General features: G+C 58.1%; 15 protein-coding genes and 1 pseudogene. 12 read left to right on the forward strand and 4 right to left on the reverse strand.

All coding sequences use genetic code 11. The annotated features are described in order from the left end of the window. Nucleotide 1 precedes the first annotated feature (1 nt). From ugpE to ugpB, 3 genes are all read right to left on the reverse strand, one after another. Nucleotides 2-844, reverse strand: coding sequence for a sn-glycerol-3-phosphate ABC transporter permease UgpE (gene ugpE, locus R3F64_RS09370; protein WP_332611065.1), 843 nt, complete (start codon nt 842-844; stop codon nt 2-4). Nucleotides 845-882: 38 nt separating this feature from the next. Beyond that, entirely contained in the window at nt 883-1767 is an 885-nt protein-coding gene (ugpA, locus tag R3F64_RS09375) for a sn-glycerol-3-phosphate ABC transporter permease UgpA (RefSeq protein ID WP_332611067.1), read from the reverse strand. Between the two features lie 71 nt (nt 1768-1838). Continuing rightward, a complete protein-coding gene (ugpB, locus tag R3F64_RS09380; RefSeq protein ID WP_332611068.1) occupies nt 1839-3164 on the reverse strand; it encodes a sn-glycerol-3-phosphate ABC transporter substrate-binding protein UgpB in 1326 nt (441 codons plus the stop codon). 218 nt (nt 3165-3382) lie between these two features. Between ugpB and argE the strand changes: the two genes are divergently transcribed. Beyond that, nucleotides 3383-4558: an acetylornithine deacetylase gene (gene argE / locus R3F64_RS09385; RefSeq protein WP_199284463.1), complete on the forward strand. Its 1176-nt coding sequence runs from the start codon at nt 3383-3385 to the stop codon at nt 4556-4558. Nucleotides 4559-4606: 48 nt separating this feature from the next. Here the strand turns inward: argE and R3F64_RS09390 are convergent, their stop codons facing one another. Beyond that, nucleotides 4607-4918 carry a hypothetical protein gene (locus R3F64_RS09390; protein WP_085917661.1) on the reverse strand — a complete coding sequence of 104 codons (312 nt, stop codon included), beginning with the start codon at nt 4916-4918 and terminating at the stop codon, nt 4607-4609. 423 nt (nt 4919-5341) lie between these two features. Here R3F64_RS09390 and R3F64_RS09395 point away from each other — a divergent pair, with 423 nt between their 5' ends. The 11 genes and pseudogenes from R3F64_RS09395 to R3F64_RS09445 all read left to right on the forward strand — a co-directional run bounded on the left by R3F64_RS09395 (nt 5342) and on the right by R3F64_RS09445 (nt 21646). After that, nucleotides 5342-9334 (forward strand): EAL domain-containing protein, encoded by a 3993-nt coding sequence (locus R3F64_RS09395; RefSeq protein WP_332611071.1) that lies wholly within the window; start codon nt 5342-5344, stop codon nt 9332-9334. Between the two features lie 17 nt (nt 9335-9351). Then, nucleotides 9352-9576, forward strand: a pseudogene (locus tag R3F64_RS09400) (GIY-YIG nuclease family protein); the annotation flags it as partial. Between the two features lie 69 nt (nt 9577-9645). Next, nucleotides 9646-10683 carry a histone deacetylase family protein gene (locus R3F64_RS09405; protein WP_332611185.1) on the forward strand — a complete coding sequence of 346 codons (1038 nt, stop codon included), beginning with the start codon at nt 9646-9648 and terminating at the stop codon, nt 10681-10683. 72 nt (nt 10684-10755) lie between these two features. Then, the gene (locus R3F64_RS09410; protein WP_085917664.1) at nt 10756-11091 is read left to right on the forward strand and encodes a hypothetical protein; all 336 of its coding nucleotides are present in this window, start codon (nt 10756-10758) and stop codon (nt 11089-11091) included. 54 nt (nt 11092-11145) lie between these two features. Further along, nucleotides 11146-12837 carry a VRR-NUC domain-containing protein gene (locus tag R3F64_RS09415; protein WP_332611074.1) on the forward strand — a complete coding sequence of 564 codons (1692 nt, stop codon included), beginning with the start codon at nt 11146-11148 and terminating at the stop codon, nt 12835-12837. Beyond that, entirely contained in the window at nt 12834-15158 is a 2325-nt protein-coding gene (locus tag R3F64_RS09420) for an ATP-dependent DNA helicase (RefSeq protein ID WP_332611076.1), read from the forward strand. Before R3F64_RS09415 ends, R3F64_RS09420 begins: the two co-directional genes overlap by 4 nt. A gap of 47 nt (nt 15159-15205) precedes the next feature. Then, nucleotides 15206-15988: a sulfite exporter TauE/SafE family protein gene (locus R3F64_RS09425; RefSeq protein WP_332611078.1), complete on the forward strand. Its 783-nt coding sequence runs from the start codon at nt 15206-15208 to the stop codon at nt 15986-15988. A gap of 308 nt (nt 15989-16296) precedes the next feature. Then, nucleotides 16297-17643, forward strand: a complete 1347-nt coding sequence (locus R3F64_RS09430; RefSeq protein ID WP_332611080.1) for a site-specific integrase — start codon at nt 16297-16299, stop codon at nt 17641-17643. A gap of 98 nt (nt 17644-17741) precedes the next feature. Continuing rightward, a complete protein-coding gene (locus R3F64_RS09435) occupies nt 17742-18425 on the forward strand; it encodes a hypothetical protein (RefSeq protein ID WP_332611082.1) in 684 nt (227 codons plus the stop codon). 77 nt (nt 18426-18502) lie between these two features. Beyond that, entirely contained in the window at nt 18503-18838 is a 336-nt protein-coding gene (locus tag R3F64_RS09440; protein ID WP_332611084.1) for a hypothetical protein, read from the forward strand. 198 nt (nt 18839-19036) lie between these two features. After that, nucleotides 19037-21646 (forward strand): DUF3631 domain-containing protein, encoded by a 2610-nt coding sequence (locus R3F64_RS09445; protein ID WP_332611085.1) that lies wholly within the window; start codon nt 19037-19039, stop codon nt 21644-21646. Nucleotides 21647-21869: the final 223 nt, after the last annotated feature.

A 21869-nucleotide genomic window follows, 5' to 3' on the forward strand; every position in this document is an offset into this window, starting at 1 on the left:
CTTACTTCTCCGTCTCGGTCAGGCCTTTCACAAACAGGCGTTGCATAAACAGAATGACTAACACCGGCGGCAGCGCGGCCATGACCACCGCCGCCATTATCAAGTGCCACTGGGGGTTCTCCTCCGAGGTCATGCGCTGAATACCCATGACGATAGTGGTGTAGTCGGGGTCAGTGGTGATCAGTAGCGGCCACAGGTACTGGTTCCAGCCGTAGATAAACATGATCACGAACAGCGCAGCGATATTGGTCACCGAAAGTGGCATCAGGATGTCCTTGAAGAACTTCATAGGCCCGGCGCCATCGACCCGGGCGGCCTCGAGCATTTCTTCGGGAACGGTCATGAAGAACTGGCGAAACAGGAAGGTTGCGGTGGCCGAGGCAATCAGCGGAATCGACAGGCCGGCGAAGCTGTTGAGCATACTGAGGTCGGCCACTACCTGATACGTCGGAATAATGCGTACTTCCACGGGCAGCATCAGGGTGACGAAGATCAGCCAGAAGAAAAACATCCGGAAGCGGAAACGGAAATAGACGATGGCAAAAGCGGATAAAAGCGAAATAAACAGCTTGCCCACGGTGATCGCCATGGCCATTACAAAGCTGTTCCAGAGCATCAGCGCGGCGGTTGGAGAGTTGGTCGACGAAACGCCGGATTGCCACATTTGGGTATAGTTTTCGATCCCATGGCTGCCAGGTAGCAACGGCAGGGTGCCGCGCAGTAGCTCATCAGGTGCCTGGGTCGATGCCACAATGGCGATATAGACGGGGAAAACCACCAGTGCCACGCCGATGATCAACACAGTATGGGCAAAGCAATTGGCCCAGGGTCGGTTTTCAACCATTACAAGACTCCAACAAGGCCGGATTCGCAGGCCGTCCGTTAGTAGTTAACGCGCCGCTCGATAAAGCGGAACTGGATCACGGTCAGCGCGACCACAATGACCATCAGAATCACCGACTGAGCGGCCGAAGACCCCAGGTTCAGCCCCACGAAGCCGTCGGCATACACTTTATAAACCAGGATGTTGGTGGCCTGTGCCGGCCCGCCTTCGGTGGTGGCGTGGATAATCCCAAAGGTGTCGAACATGGCATACACCACGTTGACGACCATCAGGAAGAAAGTCGTGGGCGACAGCAGCGGGAAGATGATCGTCCAGAAGCGTTTGATAGGGCTTGCGCCGTCAATGGCGGCTGCTTCGATCAGCGATTGCGGAATGGACTGCATGCCCGCCAGGAAGAACAGGAAGTTATAGGAGACCTGCTTCCAGGCGGCGGCGAGAATCACCAGCAGCATGGCGTCGCCGCCCGAGTTGCGGTGGTTCCACTGGTAGCCGACCATTTCCAGCATGTAGGGCACGATGCCGATGGAGGGGTTGAAGATAAACCACCACAAAACGCCCGCCAGGGCGGGGGCAATGGCGTAGGGCCACACCAACAGCGTGGTATAGGTGCTGCGCGAACGAATCATCCGGTTGACGGTGCTGGCCAGCAGCAGCGCTACCGACATGGACAACAGCGTGGTGCCCACGGCGAACACCACCGTCACCGACAGCGAATTAAGATAGCTGCCGTCGCGGAACAGGCGGGCAAAATTTTCGAGCCCCACAAAAGTCGAGCGTAACCCAAAGGCATCTTCGCGCAGGAGTGATTGATACAGGGCCTGACCCGCCGGCCAGATAAAGAAAATCAGCGTGATGATCACCTGGGGGGCCAGCAGGGCGAAAGGCAGCCAACGCCCTGGAAAGGTCATGCGTTTTGTTTGCATGGCAAGCTCTTGAACACAGCCGAAACGAAAGCGCCGCCTACCCTTGGGTAAGCGGCGAGGTTAGTGCCTGGTTACTGGTTGGCCGCTTCGAAGTCCCGCAGCAGAACATTGCCGCGTTCCACGGCATCGTCCGCCGCTTCCTGGCCGGATTTATCGCCAGTCATCACGGCTTCCATTTCCTCGGAGATAATGTCGCGAATCTGCACAAAGTTACCAAAGCGTAGGCCTTTGGAGTTTTCGGTCGGCTCGTTGAGGGTCATCTGCTCAAGCGAAATATCCGCCCCCGGGTTCTCTTCGTAATAGCCCTGCTCTTGACTCAGATCCCACGCTGCTTGCGTGATCGGCAGGTAACCGGTTTGCTGGTGCCAGTCTGCCTGCACCTCTGGCTGGGATAGGTACTCAAAGAAAGCTGCAACGGCTGCGTATTCTTCTTCGCTGTGGCCCTGCAGTGCCCATAGCGTTGCGCCACCGATAATCGAGTTTTGTGGTGCGCCGTCTACGTCATCGTAGTAGGGCTGCATGCCAAAGCCGACGTCAAATTCTGAATTGGCGGCGACATCTGCCCGTGAAGCAGAAGAGCCGAAGAAAATCGCGCAGTCCCGGGAGTAGAAAAGCGGCTCCGAGTCGGGGCCGGAACTGGGGCCGCCCCATTTAAAGACACCTTCTTCCTGCCAGTCGTGGAGGTTGTCCCAATGACGAGCAACCAGCTCATTGTTGAAGGTAAGCTCGGTTTCCAGGCCGCCAAAACCGTTTTCCAGCGTACCTAGCGGCACATTATGCCAAGCGGAGAAGTTTTCCAGCATTACCCAGCTAGGCCAGGAGGTGGTAAAACCGCAGCTGGCCGCACCAGCGTCGACGATCTGACGTGAAAAGTCGGCCACTTCTTGCCATGTTTGGGGGGGCTGTTCGGGATCCAGGCCCGCTTCTTCAAACATGTCGCGGTTGTAGTACATGATGGGCGTAGAGGAGTTGAACGGGAACGACAGCATATTGCCGTTGGTGTCGGTGTAGTAACCCACCACCGCGGGCAGGAAGACATCGTTATCGAAAGCGCGGCCATGCGCTTCCATCAACTCGTACACTGGGTAAATGGCGCCTTCGGCGTTCATCATGGTTCCGGTACCGACTTCAAAGACCTGCAGGATATGCGGTTGCTCATTGGCGCGGAAGGCGGCGATAGCGCCCGTCATCGTTTCGGTGTAGGTGCCACGGTAGCTGGGGGTTACATGATAATCATCCTGGGACTCGTTAAAGTCCTGGGTCATCTCTTCGAGAATTTCGCCCAGTTGGCCGCCCATGGCGTGCCACCAGCTAATCTCTGTTGCCGCCTGGGCAGACAGGCTGAGGCTGGCCGTTGCCACCCCTACGGCAAGCGCATGCAGTGTAAAACGAGACATACAGAAGCTCCTTGTGGGCCTGAAATGAATCAGGCAGTACCCTGCGTTTGTTAAGGTTTTTTGGATACATAGTTTTCTGGATGCCTAGACTGTAGAAAGTGCAGATGACGTTCAGGTGAACGCCAGATGAACTCCCCATGACAACTTGCCGATGTAGGCGGCCGGTGGGCGGGGTGATAGTCTGGCAGACAAGATGGCCAATGACAGGAAGGGCAATAATGAGCGACGCGGAGCGACTGTTAGCAAGGTTGGTGGCGTTTGATACCACCTCGAGCGAATCCAACCTGGCGCTGGTCCGCTATGTGGAAGACTACCTGGCTTCCCATGGTGTTGAAGCCGAGCGGGTAATGAGCCCGTGTGGCAATAAAGCCAACTTGATTGCCCGTATCGGCCCTGATGCGCCGGGCGGTGTCATGCTTTCCGGGCATACCGATGTGGTGCCGGTGGCGGGTCAGCCCTGGTCGAGTGACCCTTTCACCCTGCGCGATGGCGGTGATGGCCGGTTATACGGGCGTGGCACCTGCGACATGAAAGGCTTTCTTGCCTGCGTCCTGGCCAACGTGCCCGAGTGGGTGAACGCGCCACTCAAGCAACCAGTTTATCTGGGGTTTTCCTACGATGAAGAAATCGGCTGTGTGGGCGCGCCGGATCTGATTCGGCGATTCTATGAGCATTACTCGACCACCGCGCATGTGATTGTCGGCGAGCCGACCAGCATGCAGCCGGTCGTGGCGCAAAAAGGTGCGACCAACCTGCGCACCACCGTTACCGGGCGCGAGGCCCACAGCAGCCAGGTCAATCAGGGCACCTCGGCGATTCACGTCGCGGCAAGACTGGTGACCTTTATCGAAGACACCATGGCCGCGCTGGTGGAAGAGGGCCGTGTCGATGAGGCCTTCAACGTGCCCCATACCAGTCTGCACGTCGGTAAAATCAAAGGCGGTACAGCGATCAATATCATGGCCCGGGAGTGCCAGTTCGAGTGGGAAATTCGCCATTTGCCGACGGATACGTTCGACGAGGTATATGCTCGCTATGAGGCGTTTTGCGCCCAGTTAAGCGATCAAATGCAGGCCAGAGGGAAGCATGTTGAGATCACGACCGAGGCGCTGAATGTGACAGTCCCGGGGTTGGCGGATCGTGATAATGACCGCGTCCTACGCTTGGCGAAAGACCATTTGCCAGCAGGATGCTGCGACCACGCGGTGGCCTATGCGACCGAGGCCGGGCAATTTCAGGGGCAGGGCTTACAGACGATCATTCTGGGGCCAGGCAGCATTGCCCAGGCGCATCAACCGGATGAGTATGTTGAGCGCAGTCAGTTGGAAGCGTGCACGGTGTTTTTGGACAAAATGACAGAGGTGTTGCGGCAAACGTCGGGGCGTAACGAGTGAAATTGGCAAGTGTCCCACCCGGTATCGGGCGGGACAATGACTACCGCATCAATGCTGGTGATCTTCTACGAATAGCTCAGCTTTGGCATGGCGCATTACATCTTCGCAGGCTTGTTGTTGTGCCAGTTGGGACAGCAAGCGCTGGGTCACTTCAAAGCCTTTACCCATGCAGGTATCAACTTCGTGCTGGCTAATGGCTGGCGTCACGCGATAGTCAATCTTTACCGTACGACCGCCGCCCTCTAACCGATCCGCAACCCCTCTGAGACGCCACGCGATTCTCTCTTTCCAGCTAGCTGATTCTTCCGCGCCTTCGTTTACGCTAAACGTGCACTGCCACTCGGGTTTGTAAACCTTCATAGGGAGAACCTCCTGCAATTTGGAAAGAATGATCGATCGTGATTCGTACTCCGTCAGTCTGATGTTAGTGCGCTACCACTATACCTAATTTGTCGTCTATCCCCTAGACAAAACGTATATCGTCTTTCGCATGATGACCACAAGGGGGGGTGATGAAGTACACTTAACCTTACGCCCCGTTCATCGTGAGGTAATTCCGTTGCTCGGCAGCGGTGGTTGGTTAACCGTTGAAGGAGAGCGCCTAACGTAAGTCGGCATGCTGTCGATACAGTGTAATAACTGACAGGAAAGTGAGTTGATCCATGCCAGCACGCGGCAGTATAGGCTGTTGAGGAACGGATTCAATCGTTGACCGAGGAACTAGCCTTCTCACGTTAGCCAGTGTGAAGTGGTATTAGAGACTAACCAGGAGAAACTGCCTTCGTGCCCATCAACGCGCGGACCCTTGCGTTAGATACGCTGCTGTTAATGACCGTCGCCACACTGGTGCTCATGGGCGTGGTCGGCAGCCTATTTGGGCTGTCCGAATCCCACTCATTGTTTGCCGTCGCACTGGTGCCCGATGCAGCGATCGCTACCTCCCTGGCGAGTGTCGGCGTGTTCGCCATCCTGCAAGGGTGGCAGCGCATGCGATGGTTCTGCGCCCTGGCGCTAACGGGGCTGGCGCTATACACCCTTGCCCATAACGTCCTTGCTTCCCCCGTTGATCCTTCATGGTTAACCGGTCAGGCGCGAATGACCAGTATTGGCGCGGTGATGTTGCTGGTGGTGGGGTTGGCGCTGTGGTGCGGCCAGTCAACGGACAGGCGTCGGTTACTCTGGTTATTCAGTGGGCTTGGCCAGTGGCTATTTGGTGGGCTGATGCTGGTCAGGTTATGGGCGGGCATCGAGCTGGACGATCCGATGTTTTCGTCGTCCCCGGTGGCGGTAGTGGTATTCACACTCCTGCTGGGAACCGCCATGGTGGGGGTTTACCTGCGCCGTTCGCCCGGGCCGCTCAACCTGACGCGCACCACCGCACTGGCGTGCCTGACCGGAGTAGCCGCCAGTGCGGCGGCCTGGGGAATGCTCAGCCTGCAGCAGTTCAACGATACGCAACAGCAGGCCGGGTATCTGCTGGATAATGTGCAGTTAAACGCCGAAAAGGCGGTCAAATCGCGGCTGCAGCTGTTGCAGCGTATGGCCGAGCGCATCAACGCCGCGCCAGACAACTTTGATCGCGATCTGCTGACGCTGGACGGTGAAAGCTATCTGCGTGATACCCCCAGCCTGCAGGCGATCGCCCTGGTCGATGAGCGCTTGAACCCCATCTGGTTTCATTCCCGAACATCCGGCAGCGAGAAGTGGCTTCGGCAGCAGCTCAACAAGCCATCGGTGCCCGAGTGGTTATCGGTGCCCTTCGACCGGCCCTGGGTGGTGATCTCTGATCCATACACGCCGAGCCTGGCGTTTGTGGCGATGCCGCTCGCCCAGCGGGATCAGCGGCTTGTGGCAAGCCTCGATCTGGCCGTGCTGTTCAATTATGACTTGCGTCTTGAGCTGGGCCCCTTTCAGGTCAACATGAGCCGTAGCGGTACCCGTCTGCTGATGCTACAGCCGCCTGGCGCTCAGACAGATAGCGCGCTACACCCAGGGCGTATATTGGCGAAGCGCAATGCAGGCTTGCCCGGGGGGATCAACCTGCGCCTTGAGGCGTTGTCGGGCAGCCATTACAACTGGTATCTGGCGGGCTTTGTCCCCGTGGTGGTCGCCATGGTGGGGCTGATGCTGAGTGGTTTGTTGGCCTTTTGCATCGGTTTGGTGGTCGCCAGTATCGCCAGGGCAAAAGAGCTGGCGGAGGCACGTCAAACCCTTGAGGACCAGCAGCATATTCAGCGGATGATCGCCCAGGAAGCGCCTCTGGAGGACATTCTGGAAAGCCTCTGCCAGTTGCTTGAGCGCCAACTGCCCGGTTCGTTATGTTCGATCATGCTGGCGAATAAAGCGAAGACTCACCTGACGCTGGCGGCGGGTAAGCGGTTGCCCGACGTATACCTTGAAGCGGTCAATCTGGTGGCCATTGGCCCTTTGATGGGCGCATGCGGTCGCGCGGCTTACCAGCGTCGCCAGGTGATCAGTGAGTGCATTGCCAATGATCAGCATTGGAATGGGTATCACAATGTTGCCCGACAAGCGGGATTGGCCGCATGTTGGTCGAGTCCGGTGATGGGGAGCAATGGGCAACTGCTGGGGACGTTTGCCACCTATTCCCACCGACCGCGGGTGCCTACCGAGCACGATAATTTGCTGATCGACAAGGCGGCTGGCTTAATGGCGCTGGCGGTTGAGCGTTTTCAGGTTCGGCGCTCGCTCGAGGAAAGCGAGCAGCGCTACCGCTCATTGTTCACCCACCACCCGGATGCGGTTTTCTCACTTGATGAGCAAGGCCGTTTTACGACGGCCAATGCCACTTGCGCGACGATTAGTGGCTACGCCGTTGATGAGATTGTCGGTAGCCACTTCAACTGTTTTATCTACGACGAGGATATCGATTCAGTCAACCAGCGTTACCAATCCGTCATGCAGGGCAGTATTATCCGCTATGAGTTAGTTATCCGTGATCGCGCAGGCGAGCCGCATATCATGGACCTGATCAACCTGCCCATCGTGGTCGACGGCGACATTCAGGGGCTTTATGGGATTGCTCAGGAAGTTACCGATAAGCGGCAGCAGGAGTCTCGGCTGCGCACCCTCGAGCGCAGCGTGGAAGCCAGCGTTAATGGGGTGGTCATCGCCGATGCTACGCAGCCGGGGCTGCCGATTGTCTATGCTAATCAGGCCTTTACCGAGATGACGGGCTATGAGCAGGCGGAAATATTGGGCCGCAACTGCCGTTTTCTGCAAGGCGAGGGTACTGACTCAGATGCTGTTGAGAAAATCCGTCAGCGGCTAAGCGAACAGCGTGATGTCCATGTGACCCTACGCAATTATCGCAAAGACGGCAGCCTGTTCTGGAATGATCTTTACATCGCCCCGGTACGCAGCCCCGATGCACAGTTGACCCACTTCGTGGGCGTGCAGCACGACATCTCCAAACACAAGGCCTTCGAAGCGCGGCTGGCCTATCACGCGACCCACGATGACCTGACCCAATTGCCCAACCGAGCACTGTTTGAAGAAACGCTGAGTGATGCCTTTACCAAAGCTCAATCGCAGCAACAGCGCGTTGCGGTGCTGTTTGTCGACCTGGATGACTTCAAACCGATCAACGACAACCTGGGGCACGCCGTGGGCGACAGGGTGCTTGAAGAGGTGGCCCAGCGACTGCTCGGTGCGGTAGACGAACACCACCTGGTAGCGCGCTTGGGTGGCGATGAGTTCGTCATTCTGCACCCAAGGGTTCACGACGAAGCCGATGTGGTGGAGATTGCCGAGCACCTGCTGGTAGCGCTGTCGCGTCCTTATTATATCGAGGAGCACGAGCTATATCTGACCGCGAGCGTGGGCATTGCCATCAGTGAGGAGGCTTTGCTGGAGCCGCAAATGCTGATCCAGCGGGCCGACATGGCGATGTATAAAGCCAAACAGCGGGGACGTAATGCGTATCAATGGTTTTCGGAGGTATTTAACGATACCGCCAGCGAGCGACTGGTGTTGCGCAACGAGCTGCAGGAGGCCATCGAGAGCCAGGCGTTTGAACTGTATTATCAGCCGCTGCTTAACCGCAACGGCCAGCTCGTCAGCGTTGAGGCCTTGCTGCGTTGGCCGCACCCGACAAAAGGATTTATCTCGCCGGCGCGTTTTATTCCATTGGCGGAAGCCACCGGCCAGATCATGCCGATCAGTGAGTGGGTGCTGAACCGCGCCTGCCGTGATATGCAAGCCCTGGCCCAGCAAGGGCGGGGGAATCTGGCGGTGGCAGTGAATTTATCGCCGCTCCAATTTCAGCGCTCAAATTTTCTCGCCACGCTACAACAGACGCTTTCGGACACCGGGTTGCCGCCACAGCAGTTGGCGCTGGAGATCACCGAAGGGATTCTGATGGAGAATACCGAGGTCGCCATCGATACCTTGCGTGCGTTGCGCGATATGGACATTCGGGTCTCCATCGATGATTTTGGCACAGGCTTTTCAAGCCTCAGTTACTTGAAGCACCTGCCGGTGAATACGGTGAAAATCGACCGCAGTTTTATACACGAACTGCATCAAAGCGAGGCCGACAGCGCCATTGTTAAAGGCATTATTTCCATGGCCCACCACCTTGGGCTGGACGTCGTTGCGGAAGGTGTTGAAACGTCTGATCAGCATCGCCAACTGCTGGACTATCATTGCGATGTCTTTCAGGGCTTTGGCTTGGCGAGGCCCATGCCGTTGACGAGCTTGGTCGCGTTCATCGATTCGCTCAACGAGCAGCCAAGCGTCAGGAGCCAGCGGTGACCCAGTCCGTCAATAGCGTGACGGCGCCTGGGCGCGACCGTTGGTATCTTTACTTGCTTGAATGCCAGCGGGGCACTTACGTGGGCATCACCAATAATTTGGCCAAGCGTTACCGCGCCCACGCCTCAGGTAAAGGTGCGCGCTTTACCCGTGCGAACCCGCCCGTGGCCCTGCTGGGCGCGCAGCCGTTCCCCGACCGGGCTAGCGCCAGCCGTGCCGAATACCAACTCAAGCGTCAGTCGGCGCAGCAGAAGCGCGCCTGGGCATCAGCCTGGGCGAGCCCAGCCCCGTTGCCGATGGCAGGAGACACCATGCATATTTTTTATTCAGACAAGACCCGCCTGAGACAGGCGCGAACGGAGCTTCATGATGGCGTGCTGGTCGCTCCCTTCGAATGCCCCGAGCGCGTTGATCTGGTGTTGAAGCAACTCCAGCAGGCGGCGGTGGGCGAGCTTTTCGAGCCGCGCGCCTTCGGCCTGGAGCCGGTGCTGGCAGTGCACGATGCTGACTACGTCAATTTCCTGGCAGACTGCTGGCACGAATGGGTAGCCGCCGGGCACGAGGGGGAGGCAATTCCCAATATCTGGCCTGCGCGAACCTTGCGTGGTGACCGTATACCCCGGGTGGTAAGCGCCAAGCTGGGCTATTACGCCCTGGCGGCGGAAACCTCGATTAGCGAAGGTACCTTTGAAGCCGCGATGGCCAGTAAAGATGTGGCGCTGGGGGCTGTTGAACAGACGCTGGCGACGGGCGAGACCAGTTTTGGCCTGTGTCGGCCGCCGGGGCACCATGCCGCTTTTGACCAGTTTGGCGGCTACTGCTTTTTCAATAATGCCGCGATCGCCGCGCAGCGAGCGCTGGCATCGGGCAAGCGCCGCGTCGCGATACTGGACGTGGATTTTCACCACGGGAATGGCACCCAGCAGATCTTCTACGAGCGCGATGACGTGCTGTTTATCTCACTACACGGCGACCCCGAGGTAACCTTTCCTTACTATTCAGGCTATGCGGATGAAACGGGGCGGGGCAGCGGGGAAGGTTTCAACACCAATTACCCCCTCCCGCCGGGTACGACCGTTGATACCTGGATGGCCACGCTGGATAACGCCCTTGCCAGGATCAAGGAGGCACAATGCGACATGCTGATCGTCTCGCTGGGCGTGGATATCTTCGAAGGTGATCCCATCAGCGCTTTTACCTTCACAAGCGGCGACTTTAGCTTGTTGGGACAACGACTTACACAAGCTGGCCTGCCAACGGTGTTGCTTATGGAAGGCGGCTATGCCGTGGACGACATTGGTATCAATGTCGTCAATGTGCTACAAGGCTTTAAACAGGGAATAAGTTAAGACATCAAAAGATGACACTCGAGGCCAATTCGGGCAGTCTATCGCCCTTTATACAGGGCAGGGAGTTCGCGCGTGGCCGTTTACGGCGGTATTCAAGCACATGAGCTGGAGCGTTGGTTAAATGCCTTGACCAACGCTGCCTACGATAGGCGCTGCCCGCTCTCCAAGGTGCACGGTGGCGATGCACGCGCGCGCGCGGCACGCCAGAGCTTGTTACTCCTGGCCAATGACTATCGTGCGGGAGAGCTCACTCGAGAGGATTGTGCCGCCGATCTGGGTCGCTGGTGCGAAGGCTATCTGAGTGAGGCGGAGTGGTATGTGCTTGTCGGCACCCGCCAAGCACCATCGCAACCGCAAAGCGAAGAAGAGCGAAGCCTCACCGTGCTCAAGCAGCACCGGGTTGGGTAAAACACGCTCCCATACGCCATGACGGCGAAACCGCCGCGCTGTTACAATGGATGAATGAACAGTGCATTCGCGACGCCGACCGCCTCCCTCGATGACCCTTTCTACTACCTGACGAACTTCTGCTTCGTTCTGGATTGGGTGGGGGAGCGCCATGCTGACCTGCTTTCGGCAGATGAGCGCGATTTCCTGGTTCAATTCGAGAACTTGCCGCGATCATCCCAGGCGCTGCTGGTGCGCATGGTGATGCGCAAGGGCGAGCTGTTCCGGCTTGGCAAACTCAGCTATGCCGAGATCGGCGACAGCGCAACGGCGGTGGCGCCCTTGATGTCGCTAGGTTGGGTCGATAGCGACCCGGCGCTTAGTGTCGATGAGGTGTTTCACCAGCTACGCTTGGCCGAACTGCGCCAGGCGTTGGCAGCGGAGATACGCGCAGCCGGGGTCAGTGTCTCTAGCGCCAAAACCGTGCTCTACGACACGCTTGCAAGCGCGTTCAATGAACCCAAGCGGTTATGCCAGTGGTGGCCCGGGGCAAACGATACAGTTCTGCGGCTAACGGTCATGGAAACCTGCGACCGTCTGCGGCTGATGTTCTTTGGTAACCTGCGCCAGGACTGGGCTGAGTTCGTGTTGACGGAGCTCGGCCTCCAGCATTTTGAGGTTGTGCCGTTCACGTCACACTCCCGCGCTTTCCAATCGCGTCATGAAGTGGATACCTACCTGGTGCTCCATCATTTGCGCCAACGTCTTGATGAGGGCGAATTGCCCGCTGATCTTTACCGTGAAGTACCATCGACCTCGGATAACCGCTGGTTGGCCACGCGGCGTGCTCGGTTACTGCTGCAACTGGGCCGCGAGGCTGAGCGCAGCGGTGACTCTGCGCTTGCGCTGACACTCTATGGCGATGCAGACAGTAGCGAAGCGCGCATTCGACAGCTACGTGTGTTGGAGCGAGCGGGAGAACATCAAGCGGCTTTTGAACGGGCGACCCAGGCGTTGGATAGCAGCCCTAACGAGACCGAACATCAAGCTCTGGCACGGCTGCTGCCCCGTTTGCAGCGGCGGCTTAAAATGCCTGTTGTACCGAGTGAGCCAGAGCCCGCCCATGAGCGTTGGGATCTAGTATTGCCCGGGCCACAAGGTGTGGAGCGCGCTGTGGCTCAAGCACTTAGCGAGCCCCAGGCACCGGTCTACTATGTGGAAAACAGTCTGATCACCGGGCTGTTTGGCCTGCTCTGCTGGTCCGCTATATTTGCACCGTTGCCCGGCGCCTTCTTTCATCCCTTTCATAACGGCCCCGCGGATTTATACCGCGACGATTTTGTGGCGCGGCGGCGTGATGCCTTCGGTGCCTGCCTGGCGCGGCTGGAAGATGGCGGCTACCGCGAGGTGATTCAGGCGACCTGGTGGGAGAAATTTGGTCTGGCATCGCCCTTTGTCCACTGGCCAATTGTCGATGAGGCGCTTGTCGAGCTGGCGCTTGAGTGTATCCCCGCAGAGCATCTACGGGCCTGTTTCGAGCGCTTGCTGGGTGACTTAAAAGCCAACCGCGCCGGGCTGCCTGACCTGATTCAGTTGATGCCCGATGCACCCGCGGGCACGCCGCGCTACCGGATGATCGAAGTCAAAGGCCCCGGCGACCGGCTGCAGGATAATCAGCGTCGCTGGCTGACCTTCTTTCACCGTCACGAGGTCCCCGTTGCGGTATGTTACGTCCGCTGGGCGGATAGCGCCGAGCCAATGCCATGAGCGCGACCTATCGGGTGGCGGTGCGGGCGCTCTGCGATTTCACCGCCCGCGAAGGCGATCTCGACCACCGCTTTACCCCTGCGCCCAGTGCCCAGGAAGGCATGCAAGGGCATACGCTGGTGGCCAGCCGCCGCGGGGTCGACTATATCGCCGAACTGCCGCTGTCAGGCACCTTTGAGGGGCTGACGGTGACAGGCCGCGCCGATGGTTTTGACCCTGCGGCCAACCGCCTGGAAGAAGTCAAAACCCACCGCGGCAGCCTGGAGCGCATGGCCGATAATCAGCGCGCGCTGCACTGGGCGCAGGTGAAAGTCTACGGCGCGCTGCTCTGCAAAGAGCGCGGCCTGGAGCACATCACCTTGACGCTGGTGTACCTGGAAATCGCCAGTGGCCAGGAGACCTTGCTTAACCAGGAGGCGTCCGCTAGCGAGTTGCAGGCGTTTTTTACCGCCCAGTGCCAACGCTTTCTCGCCTGGGCGCAGCAGGAGGCCGACCATCGCCAGCGCCGCGACAGCCGCCTGCAAACGCTACGTTTTCCTCACAGCACGTTTCGTCCCGGCCAGCGCGAGCTCGCTGAAGACGTCTATAAAGCCACCGGCACCGGGCGCTGCCTGCTCGTTCAGGCACCCACGGGCATTGGCAAGACCGTGGCAACGCTGTTCCCCATGCTCTCGGCCATGCCGCGTCAGCAACTCGACCGCATCGCCTTTCTGACCATGAAGACCCCCGGCCGCCGTTTGGCGCTGGATGCGCTCGCCACGCTGCGCGCTGGCCAGGGCGAGGAAGCCCAGCCGCTGCGGGTCCTGGAACTGGTGGCCCGGGACAAGGCCTGCGAATACCCTGACCGCGCCTGCCACGGCGAGTCGTGCCCGTTGGCGGCGGGCTTTTACGACCGCCTGCCTGCGGCGCGACAAGCGGCAGTCGAGCAAGCGTGGCTGGATCGCGACGCGCTGCGGGAAGTGGCGCTGGCCCATGATGTATGCCCCTACTACTTGGGCCAGGAACTGGCGCGCTGGACAGATGTGGTGGTCGGCGACGTTAATCACTGGTTCGACAGCCACGCGCTGCTGCACGGCCTGGCCCAGGCTAACGACTGGCGAACGGGCGTACTGGTCGACGAAGCGCATAACCTGGTGGAGCGCGCCCGCGGCATGTACAGCGCCGAACTCGACCAGCAGCGCCTTAACCGGTTGCGCCGTGCCGCGCCGACAGCGCTTTCACGGCCTTTGAATCGTTTAGCCCGCCAGTGGCAGGCATTGTTTAAAGACTCATCGCTTAATGACAAGTCACTGAAAGATGCGGGGCTGGATGCGGTAGGCGAACTGGGTAAGCCAGCCTATCGGCTGCTCACGACGCTGCCTGACAAGCTGGTGGCCGCCGCTCAGCAGGCGGGGGCTTCGGTGACCGATCACCTGGGTGAGCACCCTGAAGACGCCAGTCTGGAACTCCAGGAACAGCTGTTCGAAGCGCTGGCGTTCTGCCGCCTTGCGGAGCGTTTTGGCGAGCACTCGCTGTGTGATCTTACCCGCTATGGGCGAGGGCGGGCGGTGCTGGGACTCCGCAACCTGATACCTGCCGATTTTCTGGCCCCGCGCTTTAACGCCGCGCACTCAGTGGTGCTGTTCTCGGCAACGCTCACCCCTGGTCACTACTATCGAGACCTTCTCGGCTTGCCGGAAAAGACCGTCTGGCGCGAAGTGGCATCGCCGTTTGCCGCCCGCCAGCTTGAGGTACGCATAAGACGCGATATTTCCACCCGTTTTCGTGACCGGGACGCCTCCATCGAGCCCATCGTCGCCACCATGGCGCAGCAGTATCAGCGCAGGCCAGGCCACTACCTGGCGTTCTTCAGCAGCTTTGCCTACCTGGCGGCAGCGCTGGCACGCTTTCGCGAAGCGCACCCGGATGTGCCCGTGTTTAGCCAAACCCGCGGGATGCCTGAGGCCGAACGCGAGGCGTTTCTGGCGCGCTTTACCCCCGGTGGAAAAGGCATCGGCTTTGCGGTGCTGGGCGGTGCCTTCGCGGAGGGCATCGACCTGCCCGGCGACCGGCTGATTGGCGCCTTTATTGCGACCCTGGGCCTGCCGCCGTTTAACGACTTCAACGAAGCGCTGAAAGCGCGTTTGGGCGCGCGCTTTGGCCAGGGTGACGACTACACCTACCGTATTCCCGGCATGATCAAAGTGGTGCAGGCCGCTGGCCGGGTGATTCGCAGTCCAGATGATGAAGGCGTTGTGGTATTAATGGATGATCGTTTCGCGCAAGCTAATGTACGTGCGCTGCTGCCCTCCTGGTGGACGGTGGAGACCTTTTCTCAATAACGATGCCCCATAACGGCTTTCAAAAACGACGATGGTTAGGCGAACCCATGACGGATCTACTCTGGTATCAGTATGCATTGATCGGGCTAATTTTTGCCTGGAGCGGTTTTGTCAGGACGAGTCTGGGTTTCGGCGGTGCCGTGCTGGCGCTGCCATTTCTGCTTTTGGTGGTGAACGAGCCGCTGGTCTTCCTGCCGATTATTGCCATTCACCTGCTGATTTTCTCCAGTTGGATCGCCTGGCGTGGGCATCGTCAAGTGCAGCAAGAGGGGGCAGCAGGCACCGCGCCGGAGAGTAATATCGATTGGGGCTACCTGGCCAAGGCCTTGAAGATCATGATTATCCCCAAGCTCATCGGGGTGGTGGGGCTGTTGACGCTGCCGGCTAACGTGATGACCAGCATCATCTTCGGCATCGTGATCATCTATGCCATTGGCTACGTGCTTAACAAGCCGTTCAAGAGCAAGAACAAATATGTGGACTATGTGCTGCTGGCGCTGGGCGGCTATGTCAGCGGTACCTCACTGATCGGTGCGCCGCTGATCGTGGCGGTGTTTGCTACTCACGTCGCCAAGGAACAGCTGCGGGATACCCTCTTTGTGCTGTGGTTTATCCTGGTGGTGATCAAGATGGTGTCGTTCGTCATCGCAGGCGTCGACCTGCAACTGATTCACCAGCTGTGGCTGCTGCCCTGCGCTTTTATTGGCCATTTGCTCGGCGAGAAGGCCCACCGCTATATGCTCAAAGCAGACACCGGGCTGTTCTTTCGTGTGTTGGGGGCCGTGCTGATTCTGGTCAGCGTTGTGGGGTTGATTCACCCGCCGGGGTGACGCGCACCTCCCCAAATAGGCGGTTCGCTACCCTGCACGCCAACAAAAAACGGCCACTTGCTGTAATAGCTAAGTGGCCGTTTTCATGGAAATCTTTGGTCGGAATAGCAGGATTCGAACCTACGACCTCTGCCTCCCGAAGGCGTTAACCTAAAACTTCTGCAGAAATTAACAGAAACACCGGTCGCAAATTATATTAGTAAAAACATAAAGATAGTGGAGTTATTTGGTTTGCTGCTTGTTGCTCGCCTGCCCCTGTTATATCCTGAATTTGCTACCTATTTGCTACCTAGAAAACGGAGCCTTTCATGGCCGGAAATGGCAAGCTGAAGCTCACAACCAAGGCGATGGAGCAGCTATCCAAGACGCCACCGCCTGATAGTATCTTCGACACCGAGCTACCTGGTTTCCATGTTCGGCCCGGCAAGCGTGGCCTTACCTTTCGTCTCTATTACCGCACTAAGACCGGTAAACAGCGTATTCTGACGCTAGGTCGCTACGGCGCCCCGTTGACAGCCGCTCAGGCCCGCAAAGATGCCACTAATGCGCTAGCTATCGTTGCGCAAGGTGGCGACCCCCGTGCAGTAATGGAGGAGGCTAAGGCCGAGGAGGAGCGCCAGCAGCAGCAAACCGTCGGCGCTTACCTGGATGGTCCTTATGCTGTGGCTCAGCGACGAAAGAAAGATGGCGATGCCACTATTCGGCGTATCAAGCACGCATTCGAAGGCTGGCTTCAAAAGCCGATGAGTGAGATTACTCGCGGTGACATTGAGCGCTGGCAGGGCGAACGTGAGGCCAGGTGCGAGGCGTACACCACCAGCAAGCGCCACCTCGGCGCACTCAAGACGATGCTGGCACATGCTGCTGACAGAAATGTGGTGCCTACCAATCCCCTGACGCGTGTCAGCCTACAAAGGCCAGCCATGAGCGAGGAGGCGATGGCTGAGCAAGCGTCGCAACGGCGCTATTTAGAGACCGATGAAGTTGAAGCGCTTTTTGCCGGTTTGGGGGCGTATCAAGATGCCAAGCGAGCCCAGCGTCGCAGCAGTCGCGCCCATGGCAAGGCACACCTTTTCGACCTGGATGGGGTCGCCTATGTGGATCACGTCGCGCCTTGGGTTCTGACGATGTACTTCACTGGCTTCCGGCCAGGCGATTTATTCGGTCTGCGCTGGGATAACGTTAATCTAGAATTCCGCACCATCCGCAAGGTGATTGAGAAGACTGCGCACCACTACACCGAGCCGATGACCTTTCCGCTGTCTAGCGCTGCTGTGGATGTGCTCAAGGCTTGGCACCGACAGGAAGGCGAGCCAAAGACCGGGCTGGTTTTTCCGTCACCGCGCAACGGCAAGCGAATGAGCCCGACAGCAATGCAGAAGCCGTGGGCGACTGTTCGCAAGCTGGGCGGACTGCCCGACGATTTGGTGCTCTACACCCTACGCCATAACTTCGCATCCCAACTTGTGATGGCTGGCATCGACCTACTGACCGTCTCTAAGCTGATGGCTCACTCAGACATTCAGACAACAATTGCCCACTACGCCCATTTGGCCCCCGACCACAAGCGCGACGCCGTCGAAATCTTCGCCAAGCAGGGGCCAAGTCACGACGCTACAGCCAGTAATCACACCCCGCTTACATTGGTCAGATAGTGTTAATGCAAAAAACCGTGGGCTTGACCCACTCGGCTGGCTAGGGTCGTACACCTGCCAACCCTTCACCATTTTCTGGATTACGCACGGAGTAGCACATGGCACTATCACCTTGGCTTGGTTCAACTTGGCTAGAGAGCAGAGACGCAGCCGCTCTGTTGGCCGGTATTCGGCCGGACGAAATCACCATGCGATCCAATGAAAGCCTTAGCCCCGACTTTGATAACTGGTGGCAGAAAATCAAGCTGGCAATAGCGTCGGGCGAGTTGCTTGCACGAAAAGAGACGATGCCTTCTGAAAAAAACTCTATCCCAGATGGCTGGCCGAAGACCTACGATGAGTGGCTGGCAACGGACCTAGATAACTGGTCAGCGGAAGACTGTGATGCTTGCCTCGGAATGATCCTCGGCGCTTCGCCAATTGGCGTGGACTTAGACAGCCCATTTCAGGCATGGATAGAAAAGTCCGACCTGCGTGCTTGGCTGCTCAAACTTGGAATTACCGATAAAGACATCCCTGAAGAGATTCGTACATATACAAAGGGGCATGGCGGACTTGGTGGTGAGGACCTTCATCCCAAACGTGAGGCCACTTATCAAAAGATCATAGCGACGCTGTTGGCTTTGCAGTATGGGTGTCGAGAAATAGAGCAGCCCTTCCCGCTGGCCGATGAGTTGCTTGATGATTGCAAGATAAATAATATCAGGGCGCCAGCTAGCCGCAGCACACTGGGTCCACTTTTCGATCAACTCCAGTCAGTCCAGAAAGCCAACCCGGACTGAGATCCAGCCCAATTGGACCCATCCTGATCTGATTTTCACCATCCTGATGCGACACCCTTCAACAAGGAGTCGCTCAGATGCCAACCCAGCTACATGATCCCAGTAACATCCTCGACAATGCACTTTCGCGTTACCGCAATGGTTTCGATCCAGCCCTGATAGAACTGCCTGAGATGGCAGTCTTCCCTTACTTGATCCCTGCCCAGCCCACCACCGGAAGAAAGGCCAGGTGCACGGGTCAGTTGCTCGGCCGACCAGCGCCACATTTCATCAAGCGGGGGCGCACCGTGCGCTATCGCTTGAAGGATGTGCTGGATTGGATGGCCGACGCTGACCGCTTCGGCTCTACCGCCGAGGTCTCCATGGCGCGTAGCCACCTCTTGCATACCACTGCCAAGGAGGTCCGGGCATGAGTCGATGGAAAAGCCGGAGCAGCTCCGCAACTACCCGCGACTCGGCAATAGCCGAGTTGAAAACCTGGCCGAGTGAGCGCCCGATCAGTGATGTACACGTTATGAGAGAGCTGCACCGCGGAAATCGCCGCTTGCGCCGCCAGGCTGACAAGGCCCGGCGAATAGCGAGGAAGGCAACGGCTAAGGCGAGGAAATAGCATGGATAGGAAAATGAGAATGCCCATCCTGGGGGATAGGCAGGCACCCAGAGGGATAATCCATACCCATCAAGCTACCACTGCCAAACCAGACGTTAATAAAGTGGATTTGGCAGAGGCCGCCCGTTTTCTCGACCTTCTGGCACCAGGGGCGAACGCTACTTTCCAGACCTTTGACGACAGTCAGCGCAAGCGTTCTGATCTGATATCTGTCTACCAAGGCACGCTCGAAGAGTATGGCGATCGTTTGGTCGCGCTCAACAAGGAGGGTGCTGGCGTTTTCCTCTGTGTAAACGCCACTGATGGCCTAGGCCGCAAGGCCAACAATGTGACCGCCGTTCGCGGGGTTTTCGCCGACTTCGACGACCCGGCGGTGGACCCTAAGCACCAGTTGGCCGCCCTGCCGGAGGACTTCCAGCCGACCATCACGGTCGAGTCGTCACCCGGTAAGTACCATGCCTACTGGCTGACTTGGGCAGCCGGCGAGCTGGCAATGGACGAGTTCAAGCCTCTCCAGCAAAGACTTGCACGCTTGCTGAGCAGTGATACTCACGTCTGTGACCTTCCCCGAGTGATGCGACTGCCGGGCTTCATCCATCGCAAGGGTGAGCCGTTCACGACTCGGGTACTCGACGAGGGGAAGCGTCTTTCGGGTGATGCAATCCGTGATTTCCTAAAGCCCCACCTGGCGCAGATAGAGTCCGTAACCGACGCCCCAGTACAACTAAGGAGTCCTGTCGCCCATCCTTACGCTCTACGCGCTCTTGAGCACGCGGTCTACACATGCACGACAGCCCCGCAAGGCGAGAGGAATCACACTCTCAACCGAGAGGCTTATGGCGTGTTCGGGCTAGTCAAAGGAGGTCTTTTGGAAGAGCAGGAGGCCAGGGATGCGCTTTTACGTGCCGGTAAGGGCGCAAGTCTGCCCTTAAACGAGATCCGCGACACGCTCAACAGCGCCTGGACAGCTGCTGAGGCTCGGGGGCTTCCCGACAATGATCCTCAGTCTGATTTAGCTTACGGAGCTGTTCAGTGCGAGGAACGCATGGAGCGTGTCGAGTCCGCCCTTGCTAAGGCAAAGGAGGACCCTGGCGCCCTGTTTGAAAAGCATGTCCTCACCGACATCATGGCCATTCGTCAGGGACGTCCCGCCGATTGGCAGCGTGTCAGAGCCGCAGCGAAGGCGGCAAAAGTTCAGATTGGCGAGTTGGATAAGCTGACCAGTAATCAGGCGAGCGAGGAAGGCAATGCCTTGTTCCCCCTTGTCGAGCCCTGGCCCGATTCCGTCGACGGGGCCGCCCTGGTGCGGGAGTTATCCGACACCCTGCGGCAATACGTGGTGTGCGAGCCAGAGACAGCCGATGCCGCCGCGCTGTGGATCACATTCACTTGGTTCATCGAGGAGGTTCACGTGGCGCCAATCGCCAACATCACTGCGCCGCTTCCGAACTGCGGCAAGAGCACGCTGCTGGAGTACATCGAGATGTATGCTTTCCAACCGCTCAAGTGTGACGGTATTAGCGCTGCTGCATTGTTCCGGTCGATGGATAAGTGGCGACCTACTTTGCTGGTGGACGAAGTCGACAGCTTCTTGCGCGACAACGAGGATGCCCGTGGCGTACTTAATTCGGGACACCGCCGCAACGGCCAAATTGTTCGGGTAGTGGGCGATGACTACGAACCAACGCCCTTTTCCACATGGGGTGCCAAGGCGCTATGCGGGATTGGGTCGCTCGCCAGCACTCTAGCGAGCCGTTCTATACGTATGGAGTTACGCCGAAAAAGACCACTAGAGACGGTTGCGAACCTCCGCTTCATGCCGCCTGAACTTCGTGATCGGCTACGACGCCAGCTCGCCAGGCTACACGAGGATCTGGCGCCCACGGTGGCAGCCGCTCGCCCAGCGCCGGTGCCTAGTCTCAGCAATCGTGCCGCAGACAACTGGGAGCCTTTGCAGCAGGTGGCCGAGGCCATTGGCGGTGAGTGGCCCGAACGAGTCAACCGGGTGGCCACTGTGATAACTCCTGCAGATAACGAGGCGCAAACATATGACATCGCAACTGAGCTGTTGAAAGATATCAAGACGGCTTTCGATGATCGGAATGTCGACCGCCTATTCACTTCTGTTCTGCTACCGGCACTATGGGAACAGAGCGAGGCCCCTTGGAATACGTGGAGCCGAGGAAAGCCTATCGACGCGCGCCAACTGGCTAATAAGCTCGCTGAATTTGGCATCAAGTCGAAGAGTATCCGCATAGGAGATGAAACCGCTAAGGGGTACACACTTGCTGATTTCCGTGACGCTTTCGTACGATATCTGTCTTCAGAATCCCCCATTTCAGCCGTCACACCGTCACATTCCACTAACCGCGCGGTTTTTAGCGAGCAGCCATCCGTCACACTAAACCCAGGTGTGACGGATACGAATCGCCGCCACGCCAAACATAACGGGGATTGTGACGGTGTGACGGATAAATCCGACCCCCTGGGGGAAGTAAAGACTGGGAGGCTGCTGAATCGCCCGGATAACTTAGTCAGGCACGCCACAGATAACAGAGTGCAGATTGAACACTTTAGTGAGGATCTACTGGATGACGATTGGCTGAGCTGAGAACCACATATGGAGGACTGTCAGGGGTTTGGCGAGTGTATCAGCGAGAACCGAAGTAAAGATGACCCAAGCGAAAATTCCCCGTACATACTCGCCGAACTTCGCGAACCAGCAACCGTGGCTACCGCAAGGGGCAGGTTAGCCTTGGTCCTCCGCAGGCTGATGCTAGTCCCTTCAGAACACCACATAGATTCGACCTTGTGAATGAGTGTCGAGCCTCACC

The organism is Halomonas sp. 5021, from assembly GCF_036663435.1.
Taxonomy (GTDB): Bacteria; Pseudomonadota; Gammaproteobacteria; order Pseudomonadales; family Halomonadaceae; genus Vreelandella; species Vreelandella janggokensis.